Raw genomic sequence first — 21776 nt, 5'->3', positions numbered from 1 at the left:
TGCCGGACGGCAAAACCGGGCGGCGCGGGCGGACGGTGCTACCCGACGGTACAACAACTATTGGATCGCACACCATGACCCCAGCTGCACCCGCCCCCGGAACGCCGGCCGCCTCCGGAGCGCCGGACGGCTCGCGCTTCCTCCAGCGCTGGCTCGATGCCGATCCGGCCCGCCCCGCCCTGCTCGAGGACTTTGCCCGATTATCGCTGGCCGACGCCGACCTCGGCGCGGCATTGGCGCGCGAGCTCGACGCCGGCCTGCCGCTGCCGCGGGCGATGCGCCGCCTGCGCAACTTGCTGGTCTCCGCCATCATCCGGCGCGACCTCGACGGCCGGGCCACCCTGGACGAGGTGGTCACCGCCATGACGACCTTTGCCGACTTCGCCATCCGCACCCATGTCGCGGCCCTGACCGGGGAACTGGTCGCCATCCACGGCATGCCGACCGGGGACGATTCCGGCCGGCCCCAGCACCTGATAGTGTTGTCCATGGGCAAGGGCGGCGGCGGCGAACTGAATGTCTCGTCCGACATCGACCTGATCTTCGTCTATCCGGAAGATGGCGATACCGCCGCCGGCCCAGGGCAGCGCCAGCTGTCCAACCACGAATTCTTCGTGCGTCTGGGGCGCAAGCTGATTGCCGCCCTGTCGGAAGTCATCGAGGACGGCTTCACGTTCCGGGTCGACATGGCGCTGCGCCCCAACGGCAACTCCGGGCCGCTCGCCGCCAGCCTCAACATGGTCGAGGAATACCTCATTGTGCAGGGCCGGGAATGGGAGCGCTATGCCTGGGTCAAGGCGCGCGCAGTCACCGGCGAGCTTGACGACATCGCGGCGCTGGACGCGATCGTGCGCCCCTTCGTGTACCGCCGCTACCTCGATTTCGGCGTGATCGATGCGATCCGCAACATGCATGCCCAGATCCGCACCGAGGTCAAGCGCCAGGAACGCCTGCACCCCGAGCGCAGCCATAACGTCAAGCTCGGGCGCGGCGGGATCCGCGAGATCGAATTCCTGGCCCAGGTCTTCCAGCTGATCCGCGGCGGGCGCGACCCGGCGCTGCGCGAGCGCTCGACGCGGGCGACCCTGCGCCTGCTTGCCGAACGCGAGCTGCTGCCGCAGGACGCCGTCGAGCGCCTGCTGGAGGCCTATGCTTTCCTGCGCAACCTCGAACACCGCCTGCAATACCTGGAAGACGCCCAGACCCATACCTTGCCCGCCAGCGAGGAAGACCGCGCGATTGTCGCCCGCATGATGGGCCTGCCCGACGTCGCCACGCTCCTGGTGCGCCTCGACGAGCAGCGCAGCTATGTCGCCGCCCAGTTCGACGCGATCTTCGCCGACAAGGTAGAGACCGCTGCCCCGGACGTGCCGCTGCTGGCCGACGACCCCGAGAACCGCGACGCCATTGCCGCCCGCCTGCTCGAGCTCGGCTACGACGACCCGGTGGGGGCGGCCACCCGCCTGGTGGCCACCCTGCAGGGGCCACGCCTGGCCGCCCTGCCCGATGCCAGCCGCGCCCGCCTGCTGGCCCTGGGTGACGCCGCGCTCGGCCAAATCGCCACCGTGGTGCAGGAAGCCGGCATCGGCAGCCACGCCGCCACCCTCGGGCGCCTGCTCGACTTCTTCGAAGCCATCGCGCGCCGCTCGGCCTACCTCTCGCTGCTGACCGAATACCCGCATACGCTCGAGCGTGTGATCCGGATGATCAATGCCAGCGGCTGGGCCGCCACCTTCCTCACCGGCCACCCGATCCTGCTCGACGAACTGCTCGACGACCGCAACGAGGGCGCCGGCGACCCCGGCCAGCTGGCCCAGCTGGCCCTGGGGCTCGACGCCCAGCTGCTGGAGGCGGCCGGCGACACCGAGCGCCAGCTCGACATCCTGCGCGAGACCCACCACGCCCAGCTGTTCCGCCTGCTGGCGCTGGACCTTGCCGGCGAACTCTCGGTCGAGCGCCTGGCCGACCACTTGTCGGCGCTGGCCGACACCATGGTCGGCGCGACCGTCAAGCACGCCTGGCGCGCGGTCGCCACCCGCCACCGCGAAGAACCGCGCTTTGCCGTCATCGCCTATGGCAAGCTGGGGGGCAAGGAACTCGGCTACGTATCCGACCTGGACGTGATCTTCCTGTTCGACGACGACGACGACATGGCGCCGTCCAACTACGCGAAGCTGGCGCAGCGCTTCATCACCTGGAACACGGCGCACACGGCGGCCGGCATCCTGTTCGACATCGACACCGCCCTGCGCCCCGACGGCGCCAGCGGCATGCTGGTGTCATCAAGCGCCGCGTTCGAACGCTACCAGGCAAGCAGTGCCTGGATCTGGGAACACCAGGCGCTCACGCGGGCACGCTTCTGCGCCGGCGACGCCGCCATCGGCGCGCGCTTCGAAGCAATCCGCGAAGAAGTGCTGCGCAAGGACAGGAGCGCCGACGAGGACCGGCTCAAGGACGAGGTGCGGGCCATGCGCAAGCGCATGCGCGACGCAGGCAGCAGCCGCGGCGAGCTGTTCGACCTGAAGGGCGCCCCCGGCGGCATGATCGACATCGAGTTCATCGTCCAGTACCTGGTGCTGCGCCATGCGGCCAGCTACCCGCAGCTGACCGCCAACGTCGGCAATATCGCCCTGCTGCGCTTGTGCGGCGAGCTCGGTCTGATCGACCCGGACCTCGCCGCTGCGGTGGCGGGGGCCTATCGCGCGATGCGCAAGCTGCAGCACCAGGTGCGCCTGCAGGGCCAGGAACAAGCCCGGGTCGATCCCGCCCTGCTCGGTGGCCACCCGGACAGCGTACTGCTCCTGTGGCAGGCCTGCTTCGGCGACCCTTCCAGCGACTGACCCCAGCCTTCGGGGGCGCCAGGCGCCACCCGATCCCGTCCGCACCGCCGTGGTGCATACGCACCACGGCCACCCATCTCTCCTCCCGCACGCTCCCTGATCGCGCATGCATACCCTGCTGACTTTTCAGTCAGAAATTTCTTTTTATTAACTGTTGTTTTTCGGACAGATATTACTCTTGGGCATATTGACACATATCAATCCTGAATGATCTGATAGGGATGTGTATGTACCTCGGCAACACCGTTATCCGCGGTGTGCTGGTCGCACAGGTTGCCACTTTTTAAAACAAGCCCGCCGCCCCACCCCGGGTTGGCGCGAGATGGAGAACACATGCAACAACGTACCAAGATCGCACTGGCAGTCGCCTTTGCCGTTCACTCGATGGCCGCCGTCGCGCAAGAAGCAGCAGCACCGCTGCAGCGCGTGGAAGTCACCGGTTCGCGTATTCGCCAGGTCGATCTGGAAACGGCCCAGCCGGTCCAGGTGATGACCCAGGAACAGATCCAGAAAACTGGCCTGGTGACCGTCGGCGACATCATCAACAACCTGTCGTCGGCCGGTTCCCCGTCCTTCAGCAAGGGTGGCGCCCTGACCTCGAACCGTGAAAACGGCGGCCAGTACGTCAACCTGCGCAACCTGGGCAGCCAGCGCCTGCTGGTGCTGGTCAACGGCAAGCGCTGGACCCAGTCGGTCGCGGGCTTCACCGACATGTCGACCATCCCGTCGTCGATGATCGAGCGTATCGACATCCTGAAGGATGGCGCTTCGTCGATCTACGGTTCCGACGCGATCGCGGGCGTGGTCAACGTCATCCTGAAGAAGTCGATGGAAGGCGGCCAGCTGAGCCTGTACGCCGGCCGCAACGAGAAAGTCGCTGACGGCAAGAACCGCGATTTCTCGCTGAGCTACGGCGCCGGCAACGAAAAAGCCAACCTGATGTTCGGTCTGTCGCACACCGAATCGGGCGCAGTGTTCGCACGCGACCGCGAAAGCACCCGCTTTGCGCGCGGCCCGAACTTCCCGCTCGAAAACCTCGGTGGCGGTCCATGGGGCCGTATCCGCCAGGTCAGCGCCACCGGCGGCGCCACCGGCTTCGACAAGATCCTGAACCACACCGGCGACCAGAACGCTGCCGGCATCGGCCAGGATTCGCGCAATCCGGCCAACTACCACGACGTCGTGGCCCTGACCCCGATCCCGGCCGACAACTGGAACACCACCCGCGACATGGTGTTCGCGATGCCGTCCAAGCTCGACACCCTGTTCACCAAGGGCGAGATCGAGCTGCCGTACGACATGCGCTTCGTCACCACCGCCATGTACTCGCAGCGCAAGAGCGTATCGACCACCGCCGGCTACCCGCTGTCGTCGACCTCGCAGTCGAAGTTCCCGGTCTATATCGACAAGGACAACTACTTCAACCCGTACGGCAATCAAGTCGCCGGCGCTGGCTTGGGCCGCGACCTGTTCTTCTTCCGCCGCACCATCGAAGTGCCGCGCGTGACCGAGAACGACAACCGCACCCTGCACATCGACGCGACCCTGGAAGGCGACTTCGAGCTGCGTGGCCTGCCGTGGAACTGGAGCGCAGGCTACAACCACAGCAAGATTTCCGGCGGCACCATGGGTACCGGCAACCTGAACCTGCTGAACCTGAAGAAGGCCCTGGGCCCATCGTTCCGCAACGCTGCCGGCACGGTCCAGTGCGGCACCGCCGCGGCACCGATCGCCATGGCTGATTGCGTCCCGTTCGACATCCTGGGCGGTCCGTCGGCCGCGACCCCGCAGGCACTGAACTACGTCATGTCGGTCAGCGGCTATAACTTCGGCAGCAAGGTCGACAGCGCGACCGCCGACATCGGCGGCGAACTGTTCACCCTGCCAGCCGGCGCGGTCGGCGTTGCAGCCGGCATCGAACACCGTACCGTTACCGGTGAAGACCTGCCGGGCCAGTTCGAGCGCTCGGGCTTCTCGACCGACCTGGCCGGCAACCCGACCACCGGCCGCTACACCGTGCGCGAGGCGTATGCCGAGCTGAACGTCCCGGTCCTGAAGGGCCTGCCGTTCGTGGAATCGCTGAGCTTCAACGTGGCGACCCGCTACTCGGACTACAGCAACTTCGGTTCGACCAACAACAGCAAGTTCAGCTTCGTCTACCGCCCGATCAAGGACCTGCTGGCCCGTGGTACCTGGGCTGAAGGCTTCCGCGCACCGACCGTGGGCGACACCTTCGGCGGCGGCCAGCAAGCCTTCGACACCTACCTCGACCCGTGCGACACCGTGTATGGCGAAGCTGCCCGTACCCCGGCCGTGCTGGCACGCTGCAACAGCGGTTTCGGCGGCATCGGCGGCACCGCGGCGGGCTTCCGCCAGCGCGGCCAGACCGGCGCGACCATCACCTCGAGTGGCGGCACCCAGACCGCGGTCCCGTTCAATGCAGGCGCCGGCAACAGCTTCCTGCAGCCGGAAACCGCCACGACCCGTACCCTGGGCCTGGTGTTCAGCCCATCGTTCGTGCCAGGCTTCTCGGCAGCGCTGGACTGGTACAGCATCCAGATCGACAACCGCATCGTGGGCGTGTCGGCGAACTACATCCTGGGCGAGTGCTACACCCAGGCGCTGCCGGAATTCTGCTCGGGCATCCGCCGTGATGCAGCTACCGGCGGCATCATCGACCTGTCGCGTGGTAACGCCAACCTCGGCCAGATCAAGACCGAAGGCGTCGACCTCGAACTGCGCTACCGCCTGCCGCGCTACTCGTTCGGCCAGTTCGGCTTCAAGAGCGAAACCACCTACCTGGACGAGTACTCGACCAAGAGCTCGGCCACTGCCCAGTGGATCGATTTCTCGGGCGAATACGATTTCCACCGCTGGAAGTCGAACTTCAGCGTCGACTGGTCGCTGGGTAACTGGAGCGCCAACTGGGGCCTGCGCTACCTGTCGCCTGTGCTGGACCAGTGCCTGAACATCCCGCGCGGATGGGAATGCAACGAGCCTGGTACCTTCCGTGCCGGCGCAACTTCGGCCGGTGCAAACCGCCTGCCGTCGCTGACTTATCACGATATCAGCGTTGGTTACAAGTTCCCATGGAACGGCAATGTGCGTGTCGGCGCGAACAACGTGTTCAACAAGGCACCGCGCTTTACCGTACTGGGCGCTGCATCGGCAACCTTCGTCGATGCCGACCTGCCGATCGATCGTTTCTTCTACGTTCGTTACAACCAAGCGTTCTAACGCAATTTAATTGCTGCAAAAACCCGTTCGGCGCGAGCCGGACGGGTTTTTCTCGTTTGAACCGAACTATATGCATCCGTCAATAGTTAAAATGATTATTGCCCGTAAATACACAAATTAGCAACAGAAGCAACGGTTTTACTCCTGCACGGTTGACAGGGAAACGCTCCAGATGATTCTATTGCCCACTTGAAAATAAGTTTGACGGAAACATCAGGCTATTTTTGCGTAGTCGCTCAGCGACCCTTCCCAGTGCTGGACTGCAAGGCAGGCCAGCTAGTTTTAACCCCAAGGAGTTTGGCAACATGATGGAAACACTCTTGTCCCGTTCGATCCGCGCGATCTGTCTGGGCGGTATGACCCTCGGCATGACCACCGCGATCGCACAGGAAGCTTCGGCCCCGCTGCAGCGCGTCGAAGTGACCGGTTCGCGTATTCGCCAGGTCGACCTGGAAACCGCCCAGCCGGTCCAGATCATGAGCCAGGAACAGATCCAGCGCACCGGTCTCGTGACCGTCGGCGACATCCTGAACAACCTGTCGTCGGCCGGCGCGCCTGACTTCAGCCGCAGCGGCTCGCTGACCTCGAACGCCGAAGCCGGCGGCCAGTACGTCAGCCTGCGTAACCTGGGTTCGAACCGCCTGCTGGTGCTGGTGGACGGCAAGCGCTGGACCCAGACCGCAGCCGGTTACACCGACTTGTCGACCATCCCGTCGTCGATGATCGAGCGCATGGAAATCCTGAAGGATGGTGCCTCGTCGATCTACGGTTCGGACGCAATCGCCGGCGTGATCAACATCATCCTGAAAAAGAACATGGAAGGTGGCCAGCTGAGCATCTACAGGGGCCAGTACGACGAGAATGACGGTCGCAACAAGGACTTTTCGCTGAGCTATGGCGCCGGCAACGACAAGGCATCACTGATGTTCGGCCTGTCGCATACGGAACAAGGCAAGGTCGGCACGCAAAAGCGCGCCATTACCGCAACCAGCTTCGGTCCGGACCACCCGTTTGACGGCCTGGGCACCTCGCCTTGGGGTCGCATCACCCCGGTCAACGCTGCGGGCAATGCCAACACCAGCGTGGCTAACGGCGGCTTCAACCGCATCCTGAACCACACCGGCAGCTTCGACGGCAAGGGCACCGGCGCCAACTCGCGCGACCCGAACAGCTACCATCCATACACCAACGCGCCGGAAGACCGCTACAACTCGTCGCAGGACATGGACCTGCTGTCGCCTAACCGTCTGGACACCCTGTTCACCAAGGGCGAGATCGCCCTGCCTTACGACATGCGCCTGAAGACCACTGCGATGTACTCGCAGCGCAAGTCGGTCCGCACCATCGCCGGCTACCCGCTGCAGTCCGCTTCGCAGGCCAACTACAAGGTCTATGTCGACAAGGACAACTACTACAACCCGTACGGTAACCAGGTTGCCGGCGCCGGTCGTGGCCAGGACCTGTACTTCTTCCGCCGCACCATCGAAATGCCGCGCGTGACCGACAACGAGAACCGCACCCTGCACATCGATGCGGCTTTGGAAGGCGATTTCACCTTCCGTGACCTGGCGTGGAACTGGAGCGCGAGCTACAACCACAACAAGGTTTCCGGCATCGAAACCGGCAACGGCAACATCAACCTGCTGAACCTGAAGCGCGCCCTGGGCCCGTCCTTCATGAACTCGGCCGGCCGCGTGCAGTGCGGCACCCCGGGCGCACCGATCGGCTTCGCAGACTGCGTGCCGTTCGACATCCTGGGCGGCCCTTCGGCTTCGACCCCGGAAGCGCTGGCCTACGTCAACACCATGGGCGCCAAGACCTACGGTTCGACCATCAACAGCGCCAACGCCGACATCGCCGGCGAACTGTTCCAGCTGCCTGCTGGCGCGCTGGGCCTGGCCGTGGGTATCGAGCACCGCGAAGTCAAGGGTTACGACATTCCTGACCAGTTCTCGCAGTCGGGCTATTCGACCAACCTGTCGGGCCAGCCGACCATCGGCAAGTACAGCGTGCGCGAAGCCTACGCCGAGCTGAACATTCCTGTGCTGAAGAACAAGCCGTTCGCTGAACTGCTGAGCTTCAACCTGGCGACCCGCCACTCCGACTACAGCAACTTCGGCGTGACCAACAACAGCAAGGCCAGCTTCATGTACAAGCCGGTCAAGGACGTGCTGTTCCGCGGCACCTGGGCTGAAGGCTTCCGCGCACCGACCGTGGACGACGTCTCCGGCGGCGGCTCGCAGTCGTTCGACACCTTCCTGGATCCATGCGACACCCGCTTCGGCGAAGCAGCGCGCGATCCAGCCGTGCTGGCACGTTGCACCAGCGGTTTCGCCGGCACCGGCGCCACCACGGCCACCTACCGCCAGCTGAACCAGGCAAATGCCCCAATCACCAGCACCACCGGCACCCAGTCGCTGGTCGCCTTCAACTCGGGCGCCGGCAACCAGTTCCTGACCCCGGAAACCGCAGTCACCAAGACTGCCGGCTTCGTGTACAGCCCGTCGTTCGTCAGCGGCCTGAGCATCGGCCTGGACTGGTACAACATCGCGATTGCCAACCGCATCACCGCGATCAGCGCGACCTATGTCGCCAACCAGTGCTTCCAGGAAGGCAACGCGAACTTCTGCTCCGTGATCAAGCGTGACCCGATCACCGGACAGATCAACCAGCTGGCGCGCGGCAACGCCAACCTGGGCCAGATGGAAACCGAAGGCCTGGACCTGGCGATCAACTACCGCCTGCCACGCACCTCGTTCGGCCAGTTCGGTATCCGCAGCGAAACCTCGTACACCGACTCGTTCAAGACCCGCGCCGGTGCGGATTCGGATTGGCAAGAGTATGCAGGCGAATACTTCTACCACCGCGTGAAGTCGAACAACACCATCGACTGGTCGCAAGGCAACTGGTCGGCAAGCTGGGGCTTCCGCTACTTCAGCCCGGTCAAGGACCAGTGCTGGGACGTGGACGTCGAGTGCAACATGCCTGACTACGAAGCCAGCTTCGGCACCGGCGCCAACAAGCTCGGTTCGGTCACCATCCATGACCTGAGCGTCGGCTACAAGACCTCGTGGAACGGCAACATCCGCGTAGGCGTGAACAACGCCTTCGACAAGAAGCCGCGTATCGCCTACAGCACCCAGGCTTCGGCTTCGGCTGTTGATGCGGACATGCTGCTGGACCGCTTCTTCTACGTGCGCTACAACCAGTCGTTCTAATGGCACGGGGCCTCGCGGCCCTGTCCTGAGGATCTGACCCAATGCCCGCCCGGCTTTGCCTGGCGGGCATTTTTACGTCCGGCCCCTGCCCCGCCGTGGCCGACGCGGTATGATGGCGGTTTTGCCGGCAGCATCCGCCGTCCGGTGCCGCTTTCGCACTAGCCATATGACCATCAAACTCAAGAACGAAAAAGACATCGCCAAGATGCGCGTCGCCGGCCGCCTCGCCGCCGAGGTGCTGGACATGATCAGGGAACACGTCGTGCCCGGCGTCTCGACCGAGGAACTCGACCGCCGCTGCCACGAATACATCCGCAAGGTGCAGAAGGCCACCCCGGCCAATGTCGGCTACCACGGCTTTCCCAAGACCCTGTGCACTTCGGTCAATGGCGTGGTCTGCCACGGCATCCCGAGCGAGAAAGAGATCCTGAAGGACGGCGACATCGTCAACATCGACGTCACCGTGATCAAGGACGGCTGGCACGGCGACACCAGCCGCATGTATTTCGCCGGCACCCCGCGCCCCGAGGCGCAGAAGCTGGTCGACACCACCTATGAGGCCATGATGGCCGGCATCCGCGCGGTGCGCCCCGGCGCGCGCCTGGGCGACGTCGGCCACGCGATCCAGAAGCTGGCGGAAAGCGCCGGCTATTCGGTGGTGCGCGAATACTGCGGCCACGGCATCGGCCGCGTCTACCACGAGGAGCCGCAGGTGCTGCACTATGGCCGCCCGAACACCGGCCTGCTGCTCAAGGAAGGCATGACCTTCACCGTCGAGCCGATGATCAACCTGGGCGGCGCCGACGTCGACCAGTTGGAAGACGGCTGGACCGTCGTGACCGTCGACGGTTCGCTCTCGGCCCAGTGGGAGCACATGATCGCGGTGACGAAGGACGGCGCCGAAATCCTGACGCCCTGGCCGAAGGCCTGAGACCCTGCCCGGCAATGCCGGTCTCTCAAGCGTCATCGTTCACTTGTAGGGTGGGCGGATTCCGCCCACGCGGTGATAGTTGGCGTATGTGCGACCGCACGGGCTGCAGTACCGTGATTTGAACGCGCGGGCGGCGAAGCCGCCCACCCTACGATTCCGAAGTGCCGCGCGCTGCGGCAAATAAAAAACCCGGCCGAGGCCGTAATACCGTTCAGTCTTAACTGGACGGCATTACGGCCGGAGCCGGGTTTCTACTGGTCGAAAGACGCTTAGAACGAGTACTTCGCGTTGACCGTGAAGTAACGGCCATACGGGTTGTGCAGGCCTTCGTTGTAGCCGGCCAGTGGCTGGCCCGAGGTCGCGCCGTAGCGTGGATCGTACGGTGCGGCTTCGTCGAACAGGTTCTGGATGTTGAAGGTCAGGGCCAGGTTCTTGATGCCGGTGTAGGTGTAACCCACGCCGACACGGATCCATTCCTTGACCGAGCAATCCGGGAAGGCTGCCAGGTAACCCGGGATCTGCGCGCTGGCGCTCGGGAAGTTCACTGCGGTACCGGCATTCACGCCCGGTGCGTAGTGGCAGAACGACTGCGCGTAGGTCGTGTTGTTGTCGAACTTGCGGGCCAGCGACACCGGGCCGGTGTAGTTGATGTTACCGCTGAACGCGTGGGCGCCGCGGCTCAGCGAGGCCGAGATCGTGGTCTTCCAGCGTGGCAGGTCCATGCCGCTCGACAGGTTCCAGTCGACCAGGCCGGCGTTATAGCCTGCCAGGTTGTGCTCGGCGTCGCCCGGGTTCTGCTGCAGCGTGTACGAATGGATGTAGGCCGAGGTCAGCTTGGCGCTGAAATTGCCCATCGAGCCCAGGTTCTTGCGGTAAGCAACATCCAGGTCGATACCACGCACTTCGACGGCGCCCTGGTTGATCCATGGCTCGCGGACCATCAGCAGCGGACCGGTGCCCGGGATTGGACGGCCTTGTGCATCGGTCACGAAGTTGGCCGGGTTCTGGTCGCGCACGATCAGGCCCGGGTTGGTGTCTTCGTTACGCAGTGCGTCGAAGGCGCTGCCCAGTGCCACTTCGCCTTCCTTGCGGATCTTGTAGGCGTCGATGCCGAAGTCCCAGCTGGTGTTCGGCGAGAACAGGATGCCGAACGAATAGCTCTTCGAGGTTTCCGGCTTCAGGTCCGGGTTGGCGCCGCCGGTGCCCGATGCCGACTTGTTGCAGTCTGCTTCGGTGGCGTTCGGCTTCGGGGTTTCCTCGTCGGCTTCGCAACGCTTCGGATCGTACAGGCCCGACAGGAAGAACTGGGCGCCGCCCGGGGTCACCTGCGACAGGGCCGGTGCGCGGAAGCCTTCGGCATAGGTGCCGCGGAAAGCCAGGGTGTTGGTGGCGGTCCACTTGGCGCCGACCTTCGGCACGAAGTTGGTATCCATGCCTTCATACTTGTCCCAGCGGCCCGCGAAGTCCATCTCGAAGTTCTTCAGGAACGGGGTACGGATCTCGATGAAGCCCGATTTCACGTCACGCTCGCCGTCGATGACGGTATTGGCCAGGCCGTAGATGTTACCGGCAGCCAGTTCTGCGTCGGGACGCATGATCAGCTTCTCGCGGCGTGCTTCGGCGCCGACCGCCATGCCGACCGCGCCGCCAGGCAGGCTGCCGAAGGTGGTGTTGGCCTTGACGTCGAATTGCGCGATCGATGCCTTGTCGTTCGACTCGGTGCTGCGGAAGATGCTTGGGTCGGCGGCAACCTGGGCCAGCGTCGATCCGCTGTTCAGGCGGCGCAGGGTCGGCAGGTAGAGGCGGCCCTTGTAGCTGTCCTGGCGGCGCGCTTCGTTGTACAGGAAGGCCGTTTCCCAGTCCCAGTTGAAGTTGGTGCCTTGCAGGCCGGCCAGCAGGCGGCCGTTCTCATTGGTGGTCTCGGTGCCGCGCGGTGCGTTCTCGAAACGGTAGGCGACCGATGCGCGCGCGTTCGGGAACGGGTTGTTCGGGTGGCCGATCGGCAGCACGGTCTGGTAGCTCGGCGCAATACCGGTGGCGGTGAAGTTGGTCACCGGGGTGGTGTTGATGGTGATCGGGGTCGAGTCGTACGCACGCTCGGTGCGGGCGTAGGCGACTTCGGCGAAGGCACGGGTCGTGGCGCCCAGCTTGAACACGCCGCGGCTCATCAGGCTGCCTTCACGGCCGTCGCTGATACCTTCCAGGTGCTGGTTCAGGTCGTAGTTGCAGAACTGGCGGTTGATGAACACGCTGGTCGCTGCCAGTCCCATGGCGGTCGAGCCGGTCAGCACGCGCGATGGATCGCAGCCCAGGGTGACGCGCAGGCGGTCGGCGGCGTTGGCCTGGGTGGCGCTGAACACACCCGAGTTCGGCGCCGATTCGCGGTAGAGGATCGGCGAATTCGAGATGGTGCTGCCGTATGGGGTCGCATAGCGGTTCTGCAGCTTCTTGTACTCGTCGAACTTGATGTCCTTGACGTCGGCGCGCAGCACGCGGTCGCGTTCCGACACGTCGCCGGTAACAAAGACGTTGTAGCCGTCCGCTTCCAGGTCGCCCGTGCCGGCGAAGAAGTTCACGCCCTTGCGCTTGAACTTGCCGTTGTCGTTTGCGCTCATGCGTGCCGACACTTCACGGCCCTGGTAGTTCGACTTGGTGATGAAGTTGATCACGCCGCCGATGGCGTCGGAGCCGTACACGGCCGATGCGCCGTCCTTCAGGATCTCGACGCGCTCGAGGGCGGCGAGCGGGATCGAATTCAGGTCGTACAGGGTCGAGTTGCCGTTGTTCGGGTCGGCGTAGGCCGACGGGGTCATGCGGCGGCCGTTGAGCAGCACCAGGGTCGAGGTCGACGACAGGCCGCGCAGCGAGGCGGTCGAGACGCCGCGCGAGAAGCCGCCGTCATTGGTGTCGAGGTTCTGGTCGGTGCCCATCGACGGGACCAGGCGCATCAGCTCGGTCACGGTGGCGGCGCCCGACTCGCGGATTTCCTTGGCGGTGATGGTCTGGATCGGCTGGGTGCCTTCCTTGTCGGTGCGCTTCAGGTTCGAACCCGTCACGTACACGGTGGCCGGCGCTTCCGGGCTGGTGGTCTGCGCCTGGGCGAATGGTGCTGCCGCGATGGCCATGGCGACTGCGACTACGCTGTATTTCAATTGTGGTTTGTTCACGTTTTCCCGTCCCTACGATTTTTAGTTATCTCTCATGCGAACTGCATGTCTTGCATGCTGGATGCATGCATTTCATGTGCCTCGCATGGACTTCATGCGGCATGCATGTAACTTATGCATACGAGCTAGAGTCTCGCAGAGCCTTGCTTGAAAGAAAACGGGTAGCGTGCAGAAAAGCAGGAAAAGCTTCAGATCTGTTGTATTTCCTCAACGCCAAATATTGTTCTGCATAAAACGAATATCGACAAAAAAAAAACGCCCCTTTCGGGGCGTCTTGAAACTTCTGGAACTCCTGCTAAAACGGCTTATTTGGCGTTCATCAGGGCGACAGTGGTGTCGAGCATGCGGTTCGAGAAGCCCCACTCGTTGTCGTACCACGACGAGACTTTCACCAGGCGGCCCGATACCTTGGTCAGGGTCGAATCGAAATTCGAAGACGCCGGGTTGTGGTTGAAGTCGATCGAGACGAGCGGCTCGGTCTGGTAAGTCAGGATGCCTTTCAGGGCGCCTTCCGAGGCGGTCTTGAGGATGGCATTGACTTCGTCCACCGTGGTGTCGCGCTTGGCGATGAAGGACAGGTCGACCAGCGACACGTTGATGGTCGGCACGCGAATCGCGAAGCCGTCCAGCTTGCCGTTCAGTTCAGGCAGCACCAGGCCGACCGCGGCGGCGGCGCCGGTCTTGGTCGGGATCATGCTCATCGTGGCCGAACGCGCGCGGCGCAGGTCTTCGTGCATCACGTCCGACAGCACCTGGTCGTTGGTGTAGGCGTGCACGGTGGTCATCAGGCCGGTTTCCAGGCCGATCGCATCGTTCAGCGGCTTGACCAGCGGGGCCAGGCAGTTGGTGGTGCAGGAAGCGTTCGAAATCACGGTGTCGGTCGACTTGAGGACGTCCTGGTTCACGCCGAACACGATGGTGGCGTCGACATCCTTGCCGCCCGGGGCGGAGATGATGACTTTCTTGGCGCCGCCCTTCAGGTGGGCCGAGGCCTTTTCTTTGGTGGTGAAGAAGCCGGTGCACTCGAGCACCACGTCCACGCCCAGCTCGCCCCATGGGATCTCGGCCGGGTTACGGGTGGCGAACACGCGGATCTTGTCCCCGTTGACGATCATGTTGTCGCCTTCGACCGTGACGGTACCCGGGAACTTGCCGTGGGCGGTGTCGTAGCGGGTCAGGTGGGCGTTCGACTCGGCATTGCCGAGATCGTTGATCGCCACGATCTGGATGTCTTGCTGTTTGCCGCCTTCGTAGAAAGCGCGCAGGATGTTGCGGCCGATGCGGCCATAACCGTTGATTGCAACTTTGATCGTCATTGCTTGGCTCCTGATTAGAAAAAAACTTTTTTCGTAACGCGAATGCAAAACGGGCCGCCCGAAGGCAGCCCGCAGAAAACTCTTATGCCGCGATCACGGCCTTGGCTTTTGCCACCACGTTCTCGACGGTGAAGCCGAAGTGCTTGAACAGCACCGGCGCCGGCGCCGATTCGCCGAAGGTGTCGATGCCAACCACGGCGCCTTCCAGGCCTACATACTTGTACCAGAAGTCGGTCACGCCGGCTTCGATTGCCACACGCGGAATGCCGCGGGTCAAGACGCTGGCCTTGTAGGCCGCATCCTGGCGCTCGAACACGTCGGTCGACGGCATCGAGACCACGCGGGCGGCGACGCCCTCGCCTGCCAGTGCATCGGCCGCCTTCATCGCCAGTTCGACTTCCGAACCGGTGGCGATCAGGATGACTTGTGCGTTGGCCGCGTCGCGCAGCACGTAGCCGCCCTTGACCACGTTGGCCACAGTCGCGCTATCGCGTTCCATGAACGGCAGGTTCTGGCGCGAGAAGATCAGGGTCGACGGGCCATCCTTGCGCTGCACTGCCGCGCCCCATGCCACTTGCGATTCGACGGTGTCGCATGGACGCCAGTTGTCCAGGTTCGGGATCAGGCGCAGCGACGAGACGTGTTCGACCGACTGGTGGGTCGGGCCGTCTTCGCCCAGGCCGATCGAGTCGTGGGTGAACACGAAGATCGAGCGGATCTTCATCAGCGCAGCCATGCGCAGGGCATTGCGGCTGTAGTCCGAGAAGGTCAGGAAGGTCGCGCCGAACGGGATGAAGCCGCCGTGCAGGGCGACGCCGTTCTGGATCGCGGCCATGCCGAATTCGCGCACGCCGTAGTTGATGTGGTTACCCGGGATGCCCGAGCGCACCGCCACCGATTCTTTCCAGTTGGTCAGGTTCGAGCCGGTCAGGTCGGCCGAGCCGCCCAGGAATTCAGGCAGGACCGGCGCCAGCGCCTGGATCGCGTTCTGCGAGGCCTTGCGGGTGGCGATGGTTTCCTTCTTCTCGACGCAGGCGGCGATGGCGGCATCCAGCACTTCGCTGAAGTTGCCCGGCAGTTGGCCCAGCATGCGGCGCTCGAATTCGGCAGCCAGTTCCGGGTGCTTGCCGCGGTACTCGGCGAACATGGCGGTCCATTCGGCTTCCGCCTGCGCGCCGCGCGCTTTCGCGTCCCAGGCCTCGTACAGTTCGGCCGGGATGTCGAACGGGATCGGGTCCCAGACCAGGTGCTGGCGCACGGCCGCGATTTCCTTGTCGCCCAGCGGGGCGCCGTGGACCTTGTCGCCGCCTTCCAGGTTCGGGGCGCCCTTGCCGATGATGGTCTTGCAGCAGATCAGGGTCGGACGGTCCGAACCTTTGGCCGCTTCGATCGCTGCCGAGACGGCAGCCACATTGTGGCCATCGACCGCAGGGATCACGTTCCAGCCGTAGGCCTCGAAACGCTTCTGGGTGTCGTCGGTGAACCAGCCTTCGACGCGGCCGTCGATCGAGATGCCGTTGTCGTCGTACAGCCAGATCAGCTTGTTCAGGCGCAGGGTGCCGGCCAGCGAGGCCACTTCGTGCGAGATGCCTTCCATCAGGCAGCCGTCGCCCAGGAAGGCGTAGGTGTAGTGATCCACCACGTCATAGCCCGGACGGTTGAATTCATAGCCCATCAGCCACTCGGCCAGCGCCATGCCGACCGAATTGGCGATGCCCTGGCCCAGCGGGCCGGTGGTGGTTTCCACGCCCGGGGTGACGAACACTTCCGGGTGGCCGGCGGTCTTCGAGTGCAGCTGGCGGAAGTCGCGCAGGTCGTCCATGCTCAGGTCGTAGCCCGACAGGTGCAGCATCGCGTAGTGCAGCATCGAGCCGTGGCCGTTCGACAGCAGGAAGCGGTCGCGGTTCATCCAGCCTGGATTGGCCGGGTTGTGGCGGTAATGCTTGTCCCACAGCGCGACGCCGATCTCGGCCATGCCCATAGGCATGCCCGGGTGGCCGGAGTTGGCTTTCTGGACAGCGTCCATCGCCAGCGCGCGGATCGCGTTGGCCATCAGGGTGGTGGTTTGCGTAGATTTCATGAAAGTACGTAGGGTCTGGATTGGGAAGCGGTGGCGCAACAGCTGGCCGTAACCCGGTATTTTACCAGAGCACCTAGCTGCCGAATTAAAATGCAGGTTTGCCTCGCTCTCCCCCAGGAACCGCATGCCCCGTTTTTACTCGCCACAGCCGCTCACCAGCGGCGCCACCATCGACCTGCCCGAATCCATTGCCCATCACCTGCATGTGGTAAGGATGCAACCGGGCGCGGCCCTGACCCTGTTCGACGGCCGCGGCGGCCAGTACGCGGCGCAGCTGGCCGATATCGGCAAGAAGCGCGCGAGCGCCACCGTGGGCGCCTTCGATGCGGTCGAGCTCGAACTGCCCTATGCCGTGACCCTGGCCCAGGGCCTGCCCGAGGGTTCGAAGATGGACTGGATCATCGAGAAGGCGGTGGAACTCGGCGCAGCAAAGGTCCAGCCGCTGGCGGCCCAGCGCAGCGTGGTGCGGCTGTCCGCCGAGCGCGCCGAGAAGCGCCATGCCCACTGGCTGGGCGTGATCGAGGCCGCGTCCGAGCAGTGCGGGCGCAACCGGCTTGCCGGCCTCGCGCCGGTGGCTGATTTCGGGCGCTGGCTGGCCGCGCCATTCATGCCCGCGCAGCCACGCATCCTGCTCAGTCCACGTGCGACGCAATCGCTGGCCGGCTGGGCGCAGGCGAACGACCCGCAGGCGCTGACCCTGATGGTGGGGCCGGAGGGCGGATTCACGCGGGAAGAGGAAGATGCGGCGCTGGCAAGCGGCGCGCTGGCGCTGTCGATCGGGCCGCGCGTGCTGCGCACGGAGACGGCGGCGCTGGCGGCGCTGGCGATGCTGGGTGGAATTTGGGGTGGTATGTAAAGTATCGCGAACGCTGATCTGCCGCGAATGCTGCGCACGGAAACGGCGGCGCTGGCGATACCGGGTGGGATCTGGGGTGATACGTAAACAATGCCGCTGACGCGGAACTGCCGCGAATGTTGCGTACGGAAACGGCGCCGCTGGCGATGCTGGGTGGCATCTGGGGTGATATGTAAACAATGCCGCTGAAGCGGAACTGCCATGGACTCGTAGGGTGGGCAGATTCTGCCCACGCGTTCAACCAGCAGAAGAACAGCCGCGCGTGATTTTCATACGTGATTTGAACGCGCGGGCGGGAGACCCGCCCACCCTACAAGAACAAAAAAGCCCCCGCAGCAGGTGTTCCTGCTGCGGGGGCTTTGTGCTTTCCAGGCAGCGGCATCGCTGCCGCCACCTGGTCAGGCGTGCTTAGAACGCGTAGGCCAGGCCGAGGCTGAAGAAGCGGCCGACGGCGCCAGGCTGGTGCAGCGAAGCGTTGTACGAAGTACCTGCACCCGAGTTGCCGTAGGTTGCGACGTCGTACGGTGCTTCCTTGTCGAACAGGTTCAGGATCGCGCCGCGAATGGTGAGGTTCGGGGTGATCTTGTACGCGATGTTCAGGTTGGTCGAGGTGAACGAGGACACGTTGCAGTAGTTCGCAGGCTGGATCAGGCCCGAGAAGTAGGTACGGCCGCCGACGTGTTCCGCCGTGGTCGCGCAGTCGGTCTCGCCCAGTGCCGGGTCGATGGTCGAGAAGCCGCTCGTGTAGTTCACGGTGGCGGTCACGTCCAGCGGGCCACGGTTGTAGCCGAGGGTGAACTGTGCACGGTCTTTCGGGTTGCCGGTTGCGCCGCCGACCGACGACGGGCCTTGCGTACCTGCCAGCTGGTAGGACGTGTCGCCGATGGCGGTAACGTAGCCGAAGGTGTGCGCCGCGCTCAGGTTGGCCGTGACGGTGCCCATGTCGTTGGCCAGGCGCCAGCGGTAACGCACGTCTGCTTCCACGCCGTGGGTCTCGGTGCTACCCGCGTTGATGTATGGCGACAGGCCATACAGGATCGGGCCGACCGACGGGGTGCCGACCGCGGTACCCGTGCCGACGCCGGTCGCGATGTCGATCGGTGCCGCCGGGCCGCGGACCCAGGTCGGGACGAAGCTCGGATCGTTACCAGCCTGGGTGACGACCAGGTTGTTGATCTTGATCTTGTAGTAGTCCAGCGACATGTTCAGGCCGCGCATCGGTTCGACGATGATACCCAGGGTGTACGACTTCGACTTCTCTGGCTGCAGGTCTGGATTGGTGGTCTGGACATACGGCGGCGCGAAGCCGCAGGCGGTCGGGACGTTGCCGGCGGTGGTGCGGCTGCCGTTGGCGCACAGGATCGGGTCGTTGATCGCGTTAAAGGTGAAGAACGAACCTGCATTGCCCACTTCGGCCGGGTTCGGCGCGCGGAAGCCACGTGCGAAGGTACCGCGCAGGGCGAACTGCTGGATCGGCGCCCACTTGAAGTTGGCAGCCGGGGTGAACGAGTTGCCGTAGGTGTCGTAGTGGTCGTAACGGCCCGATATGCCGAGTTCCAGGTTCTTGATCGGGGTCGCCTGGAGTTCGGCGAAGACGGCGGTATTGGTCTCGTCACCAATGGTGAAGGCCGAAGTGTTGGCCACGGCGCCGATGGCGGTCAGCGACGATGCTGGCGCGTTTTGCTCACGCTTGTGCCAGTGGGCGCCGACTGCCAGTGCCAGTGGACCTGCGCCCAGCTGCATCAATTCGCGCGAACCGACCAGGTCGGCGTAGTTCAGCGTCGATTCCAGCTTGTTGTCGAAGCGCGGAGCGACGGCGCTGACCAAGGCTGGCGAATTATTGCCCAGCACGTTCCAGCTGCCGTTGCGCAGTGCGTTATACAGGTTGACGCGATTGGTGTAGCCGCTGTACTCGAGGTCGTTTTTGACCTTGGTGGCGCCAACGCCGCCGCGCACGTCCCAACCCATGGCTTCACCGACGATGTCGGCCGTGAAGCGGGTGCTGGTGGCCTTGTTGTTGGTGGTCAGGGTCGGGCCGATGTCGGCGATGTAGCCGTACAGGCGGGCAGGCTGGGCGAACGGATTGACGAGGTTCGTGCCGACCTGTGCGCCCGGGGCGAACAGGGTGCTCGGGATCGCGCCCACGCGGCTGGTCAGCACGCCGTTGTTCAGGGTGGTGAAGCCGGCGAAGTTCAGCGGGTTGTAGGCAGCTGGCGCCGCGTTGCGGTTGTTGGTGCTTTCGCGCTGGAAGATCGAACCCTTCAGGTTCAGTTCCCAGTTGTCGCTCAGCTTCTTCGTCATGCCGATCATCAGGTTGACGTTTTCAGTTTCCGGCTGGATGAACGACTCGGTGTCGTTCACCTGGCAGCCGCCTGCGCGGTACAGGGCGAAGTTACACTTGCTCGGGTCTGCGAACACGTAGTTGGCCGGGTTGTTGACGTTGGTCACGCCAGCCGGGTTGTTCGGGTTCGCCGGGTTGTACAGGAACGGGGTGTTGGTCGGGGTGAGGAAGTTGTTCAGCGTCGTCGGCACACCCAGGTTGATGTTGTTGCCGCCGCGGGCACGCCAGTCGCGGTTCGCATAGCCGAACTGCTCGCGCTCGGCGACGCGGATCGAGCCCTGCTTGCGTGCTTCCAGGGTCACGAACGCGTTGTAGCCGTCTTCGTCCAGGTTGCCGATGCCGGTGCTGATCGACATGCGCTTGGTCTTGCCGCCGCCGTGCTGGGTATCGCCGATTTCAGCAGCCAGGCGGGTGCCGTTCAGGTTTTTCTTCAGCTTGATGTTGATCACGCCTGCGATCGCGTCCGAGCCGTACAGCGCCGATGCGCCGGACTTCAGGACTTCGATGCTTTCGATGGCGTCGAACGGGATGGCCGACACGTCGACGAACGAGCGCTGGGCATCGTCCGACAGTGGGTACGGGGCCATGCGGTGGCCGTCGATCAGGACCAGGGTCGCGCCCACGGTCAGGCCGCGCAGCGAGATGCCCGATGCGCCATTGGCGAACGCGCCGGCGAAGCCGGTGCCCAGGGTACCCGCGCCGTTGGCGGCCAGGTCGGTCAGCAGTTCGGCGACCGAGGTCTTGCCGCTCTTCTGGATGTCCGCTGCGGTCAGCACCTGGACCGGGGCCGGCGTTTCGGTGTTGGCGCGGCTGATCAGCGAGCCGGTGACGACCACGCGCTGTGCAGGTGCTGCGGTTTCGGCGGTCTGCGCGAAGGCCGGGGCGCCGACCAGGGCGCCGCTGGCGACCACGGCTGCAACTGCGAGCGGCAGCGACTTCAATTTGAACGTCATGAGTACTTCTCCTTCTGGGCTTTTCTTAGGGTGGTTTTTCTTCTTACCGGCCCCCGGATGGCATGCCATCCGGGGACCGGCTGTCTCATCGAACCCGGGCGCCGACCGCACGCCCTGCCCCGGATCGCTCCCGGGCCGGATTGGAGGATGTCTGTTGGTACAGCCAAGTCACTACATGTGTATATCCACCGCTTTTCGACGGTGCCGTTCTTTCGTACTCCGACCACTAGTACGACTAGCCTCAAATAACTGTAAATTGAACGTAAACGTTATTTGAATTGATACATAAAACCATATCGCTGGCGAAAGTGTCAATTGAGCGCCTGTGGCCATCAGTGCCGAAAACAACACATTTGCTTCAATCTTCAAGGACACTTAACGAACTCGTGCATTGCAGGCCTGTCGCCGCCGCTGCAGGACAGGAACGGTAAATACACGCAGCACCCGGCACGATGCAGTGGACTTGCACGCAGATAGCGTCGTTATGCGTTAAATATCTGTATATGAGCCGAACTGGTCAAAGGGGCAACAATAATTCGGTGTGCATGACCTGGAGGCTCTAAATATTTGCATTCCGAGCGTTGTAGGCAAACAACGTTATCATTTCATACATATGGTTTTGCCCTACCGAAAGAGGGAGAAAACACGGCAATGCCGCCGCCCCGCGGCCTGCGGCGCCGGGCTGCCCCGAACCCAGGCGGATGCCTGGACGACGCCGGGCCCGGTGCCCGGTTCCGGCAAGGAGCACCGGGCCTGCCTCCAGGTACCGTAGAGCGGGGCAGTTCGGTAAAATAGCGATTTGGCCCGTCCTCCTATTGTTGCCTCACTAGCAACCAA

Annotated in this window: 9 protein-coding genes; 5 read left to right on the top strand and 4 right to left on the bottom strand. The window is 63.9% G+C overall.

All coding sequences use genetic code 11. From position 1 onward, the window contains the following. Window positions 1–74: 74 nt before the first annotated feature. From glnE to map, 4 genes are all read left to right on the top strand, one after another. Entirely contained in the window at window positions 75–2840 is a 2766-nt protein-coding gene (gene glnE / locus HGB41_RS14885; protein ID WP_171085771.1) for a bifunctional [glutamate--ammonia ligase]-adenylyl-L-tyrosine phosphorylase/[glutamate--ammonia-ligase] adenylyltransferase, read from the top strand. A gap of 333 nt (window positions 2841–3173) precedes the next feature. Continuing rightward, window positions 3174–6077, top strand: a complete 2904-nt coding sequence (locus HGB41_RS14880; RefSeq protein WP_171085768.1) for a TonB-dependent receptor domain-containing protein — start codon at window positions 3174–3176, stop codon at window positions 6075–6077. A gap of 305 nt (window positions 6078–6382) precedes the next feature. Further along, window positions 6383–9295, top strand: a complete 2913-nt coding sequence (locus HGB41_RS14875) for a TonB-dependent receptor domain-containing protein (protein WP_171085766.1) — start codon at window positions 6383–6385, stop codon at window positions 9293–9295. Window positions 9296–9461: 166 nt separating this feature from the next. Next, entirely contained in the window at window positions 9462–10226 is a 765-nt protein-coding gene (gene map / locus HGB41_RS14870; RefSeq protein ID WP_171085764.1) for a type I methionyl aminopeptidase, read from the top strand. A 269-nt stretch (window positions 10227–10495) separates the two neighbouring features. Here the strand turns inward: map and HGB41_RS14865 are convergent, their stop codons facing one another. From HGB41_RS14865 to tkt, 3 genes are all read right to left on the bottom strand, one after another. Continuing rightward, window positions 10496–13393, bottom strand: coding sequence for a TonB-dependent receptor domain-containing protein (locus tag HGB41_RS14865; RefSeq protein ID WP_171085762.1), 2898 nt, complete (start codon window positions 13391–13393; stop codon window positions 10496–10498). A gap of 305 nt (window positions 13394–13698) precedes the next feature. Continuing rightward, window positions 13699–14709, bottom strand: coding sequence for a type I glyceraldehyde-3-phosphate dehydrogenase (gene gap, locus HGB41_RS14860; RefSeq protein WP_091871564.1), 1011 nt, complete (start codon window positions 14707–14709; stop codon window positions 13699–13701). An 82-nt stretch (window positions 14710–14791) separates the two neighbouring features. Then, on the bottom strand, window positions 14792–16789 hold the full coding sequence (tkt, locus tag HGB41_RS14855) for a transketolase (protein ID WP_171085760.1): 1998 nt from the start codon (window positions 16787–16789) through the stop codon (window positions 14792–14794). Between the two features lie 124 nt (window positions 16790–16913). Here tkt and HGB41_RS14850 point away from each other — a divergent pair, with 124 nt between their 5' ends. Next, window positions 16914–17645, top strand: a complete 732-nt coding sequence (locus HGB41_RS14850) for a 16S rRNA (uracil(1498)-N(3))-methyltransferase (RefSeq protein WP_171085758.1) — start codon at window positions 16914–16916, stop codon at window positions 17643–17645. A 408-nt stretch (window positions 17646–18053) separates the two neighbouring features. Here the strand turns inward: HGB41_RS14850 and HGB41_RS14845 are convergent, their stop codons facing one another. Beyond that, window positions 18054–20939: a TonB-dependent receptor gene (locus HGB41_RS14845; protein WP_171085756.1), complete on the bottom strand. Its 2886-nt coding sequence runs from the start codon at window positions 20937–20939 to the stop codon at window positions 18054–18056. Between the last annotated feature and the right edge of the window lie 837 nt (window positions 20940–21776).

The sequence above is a fragment of the Telluria aromaticivorans genome, assembly GCF_013003915.1.
GTDB lineage: Bacteria > Pseudomonadota > Gammaproteobacteria > Burkholderiales > Burkholderiaceae_D > Telluria > Telluria aromaticivorans.
The sequence above is the reverse complement of the archived record's forward strand: the minus strand, read 5'-3'. Positions and strand labels throughout refer to the sequence as shown.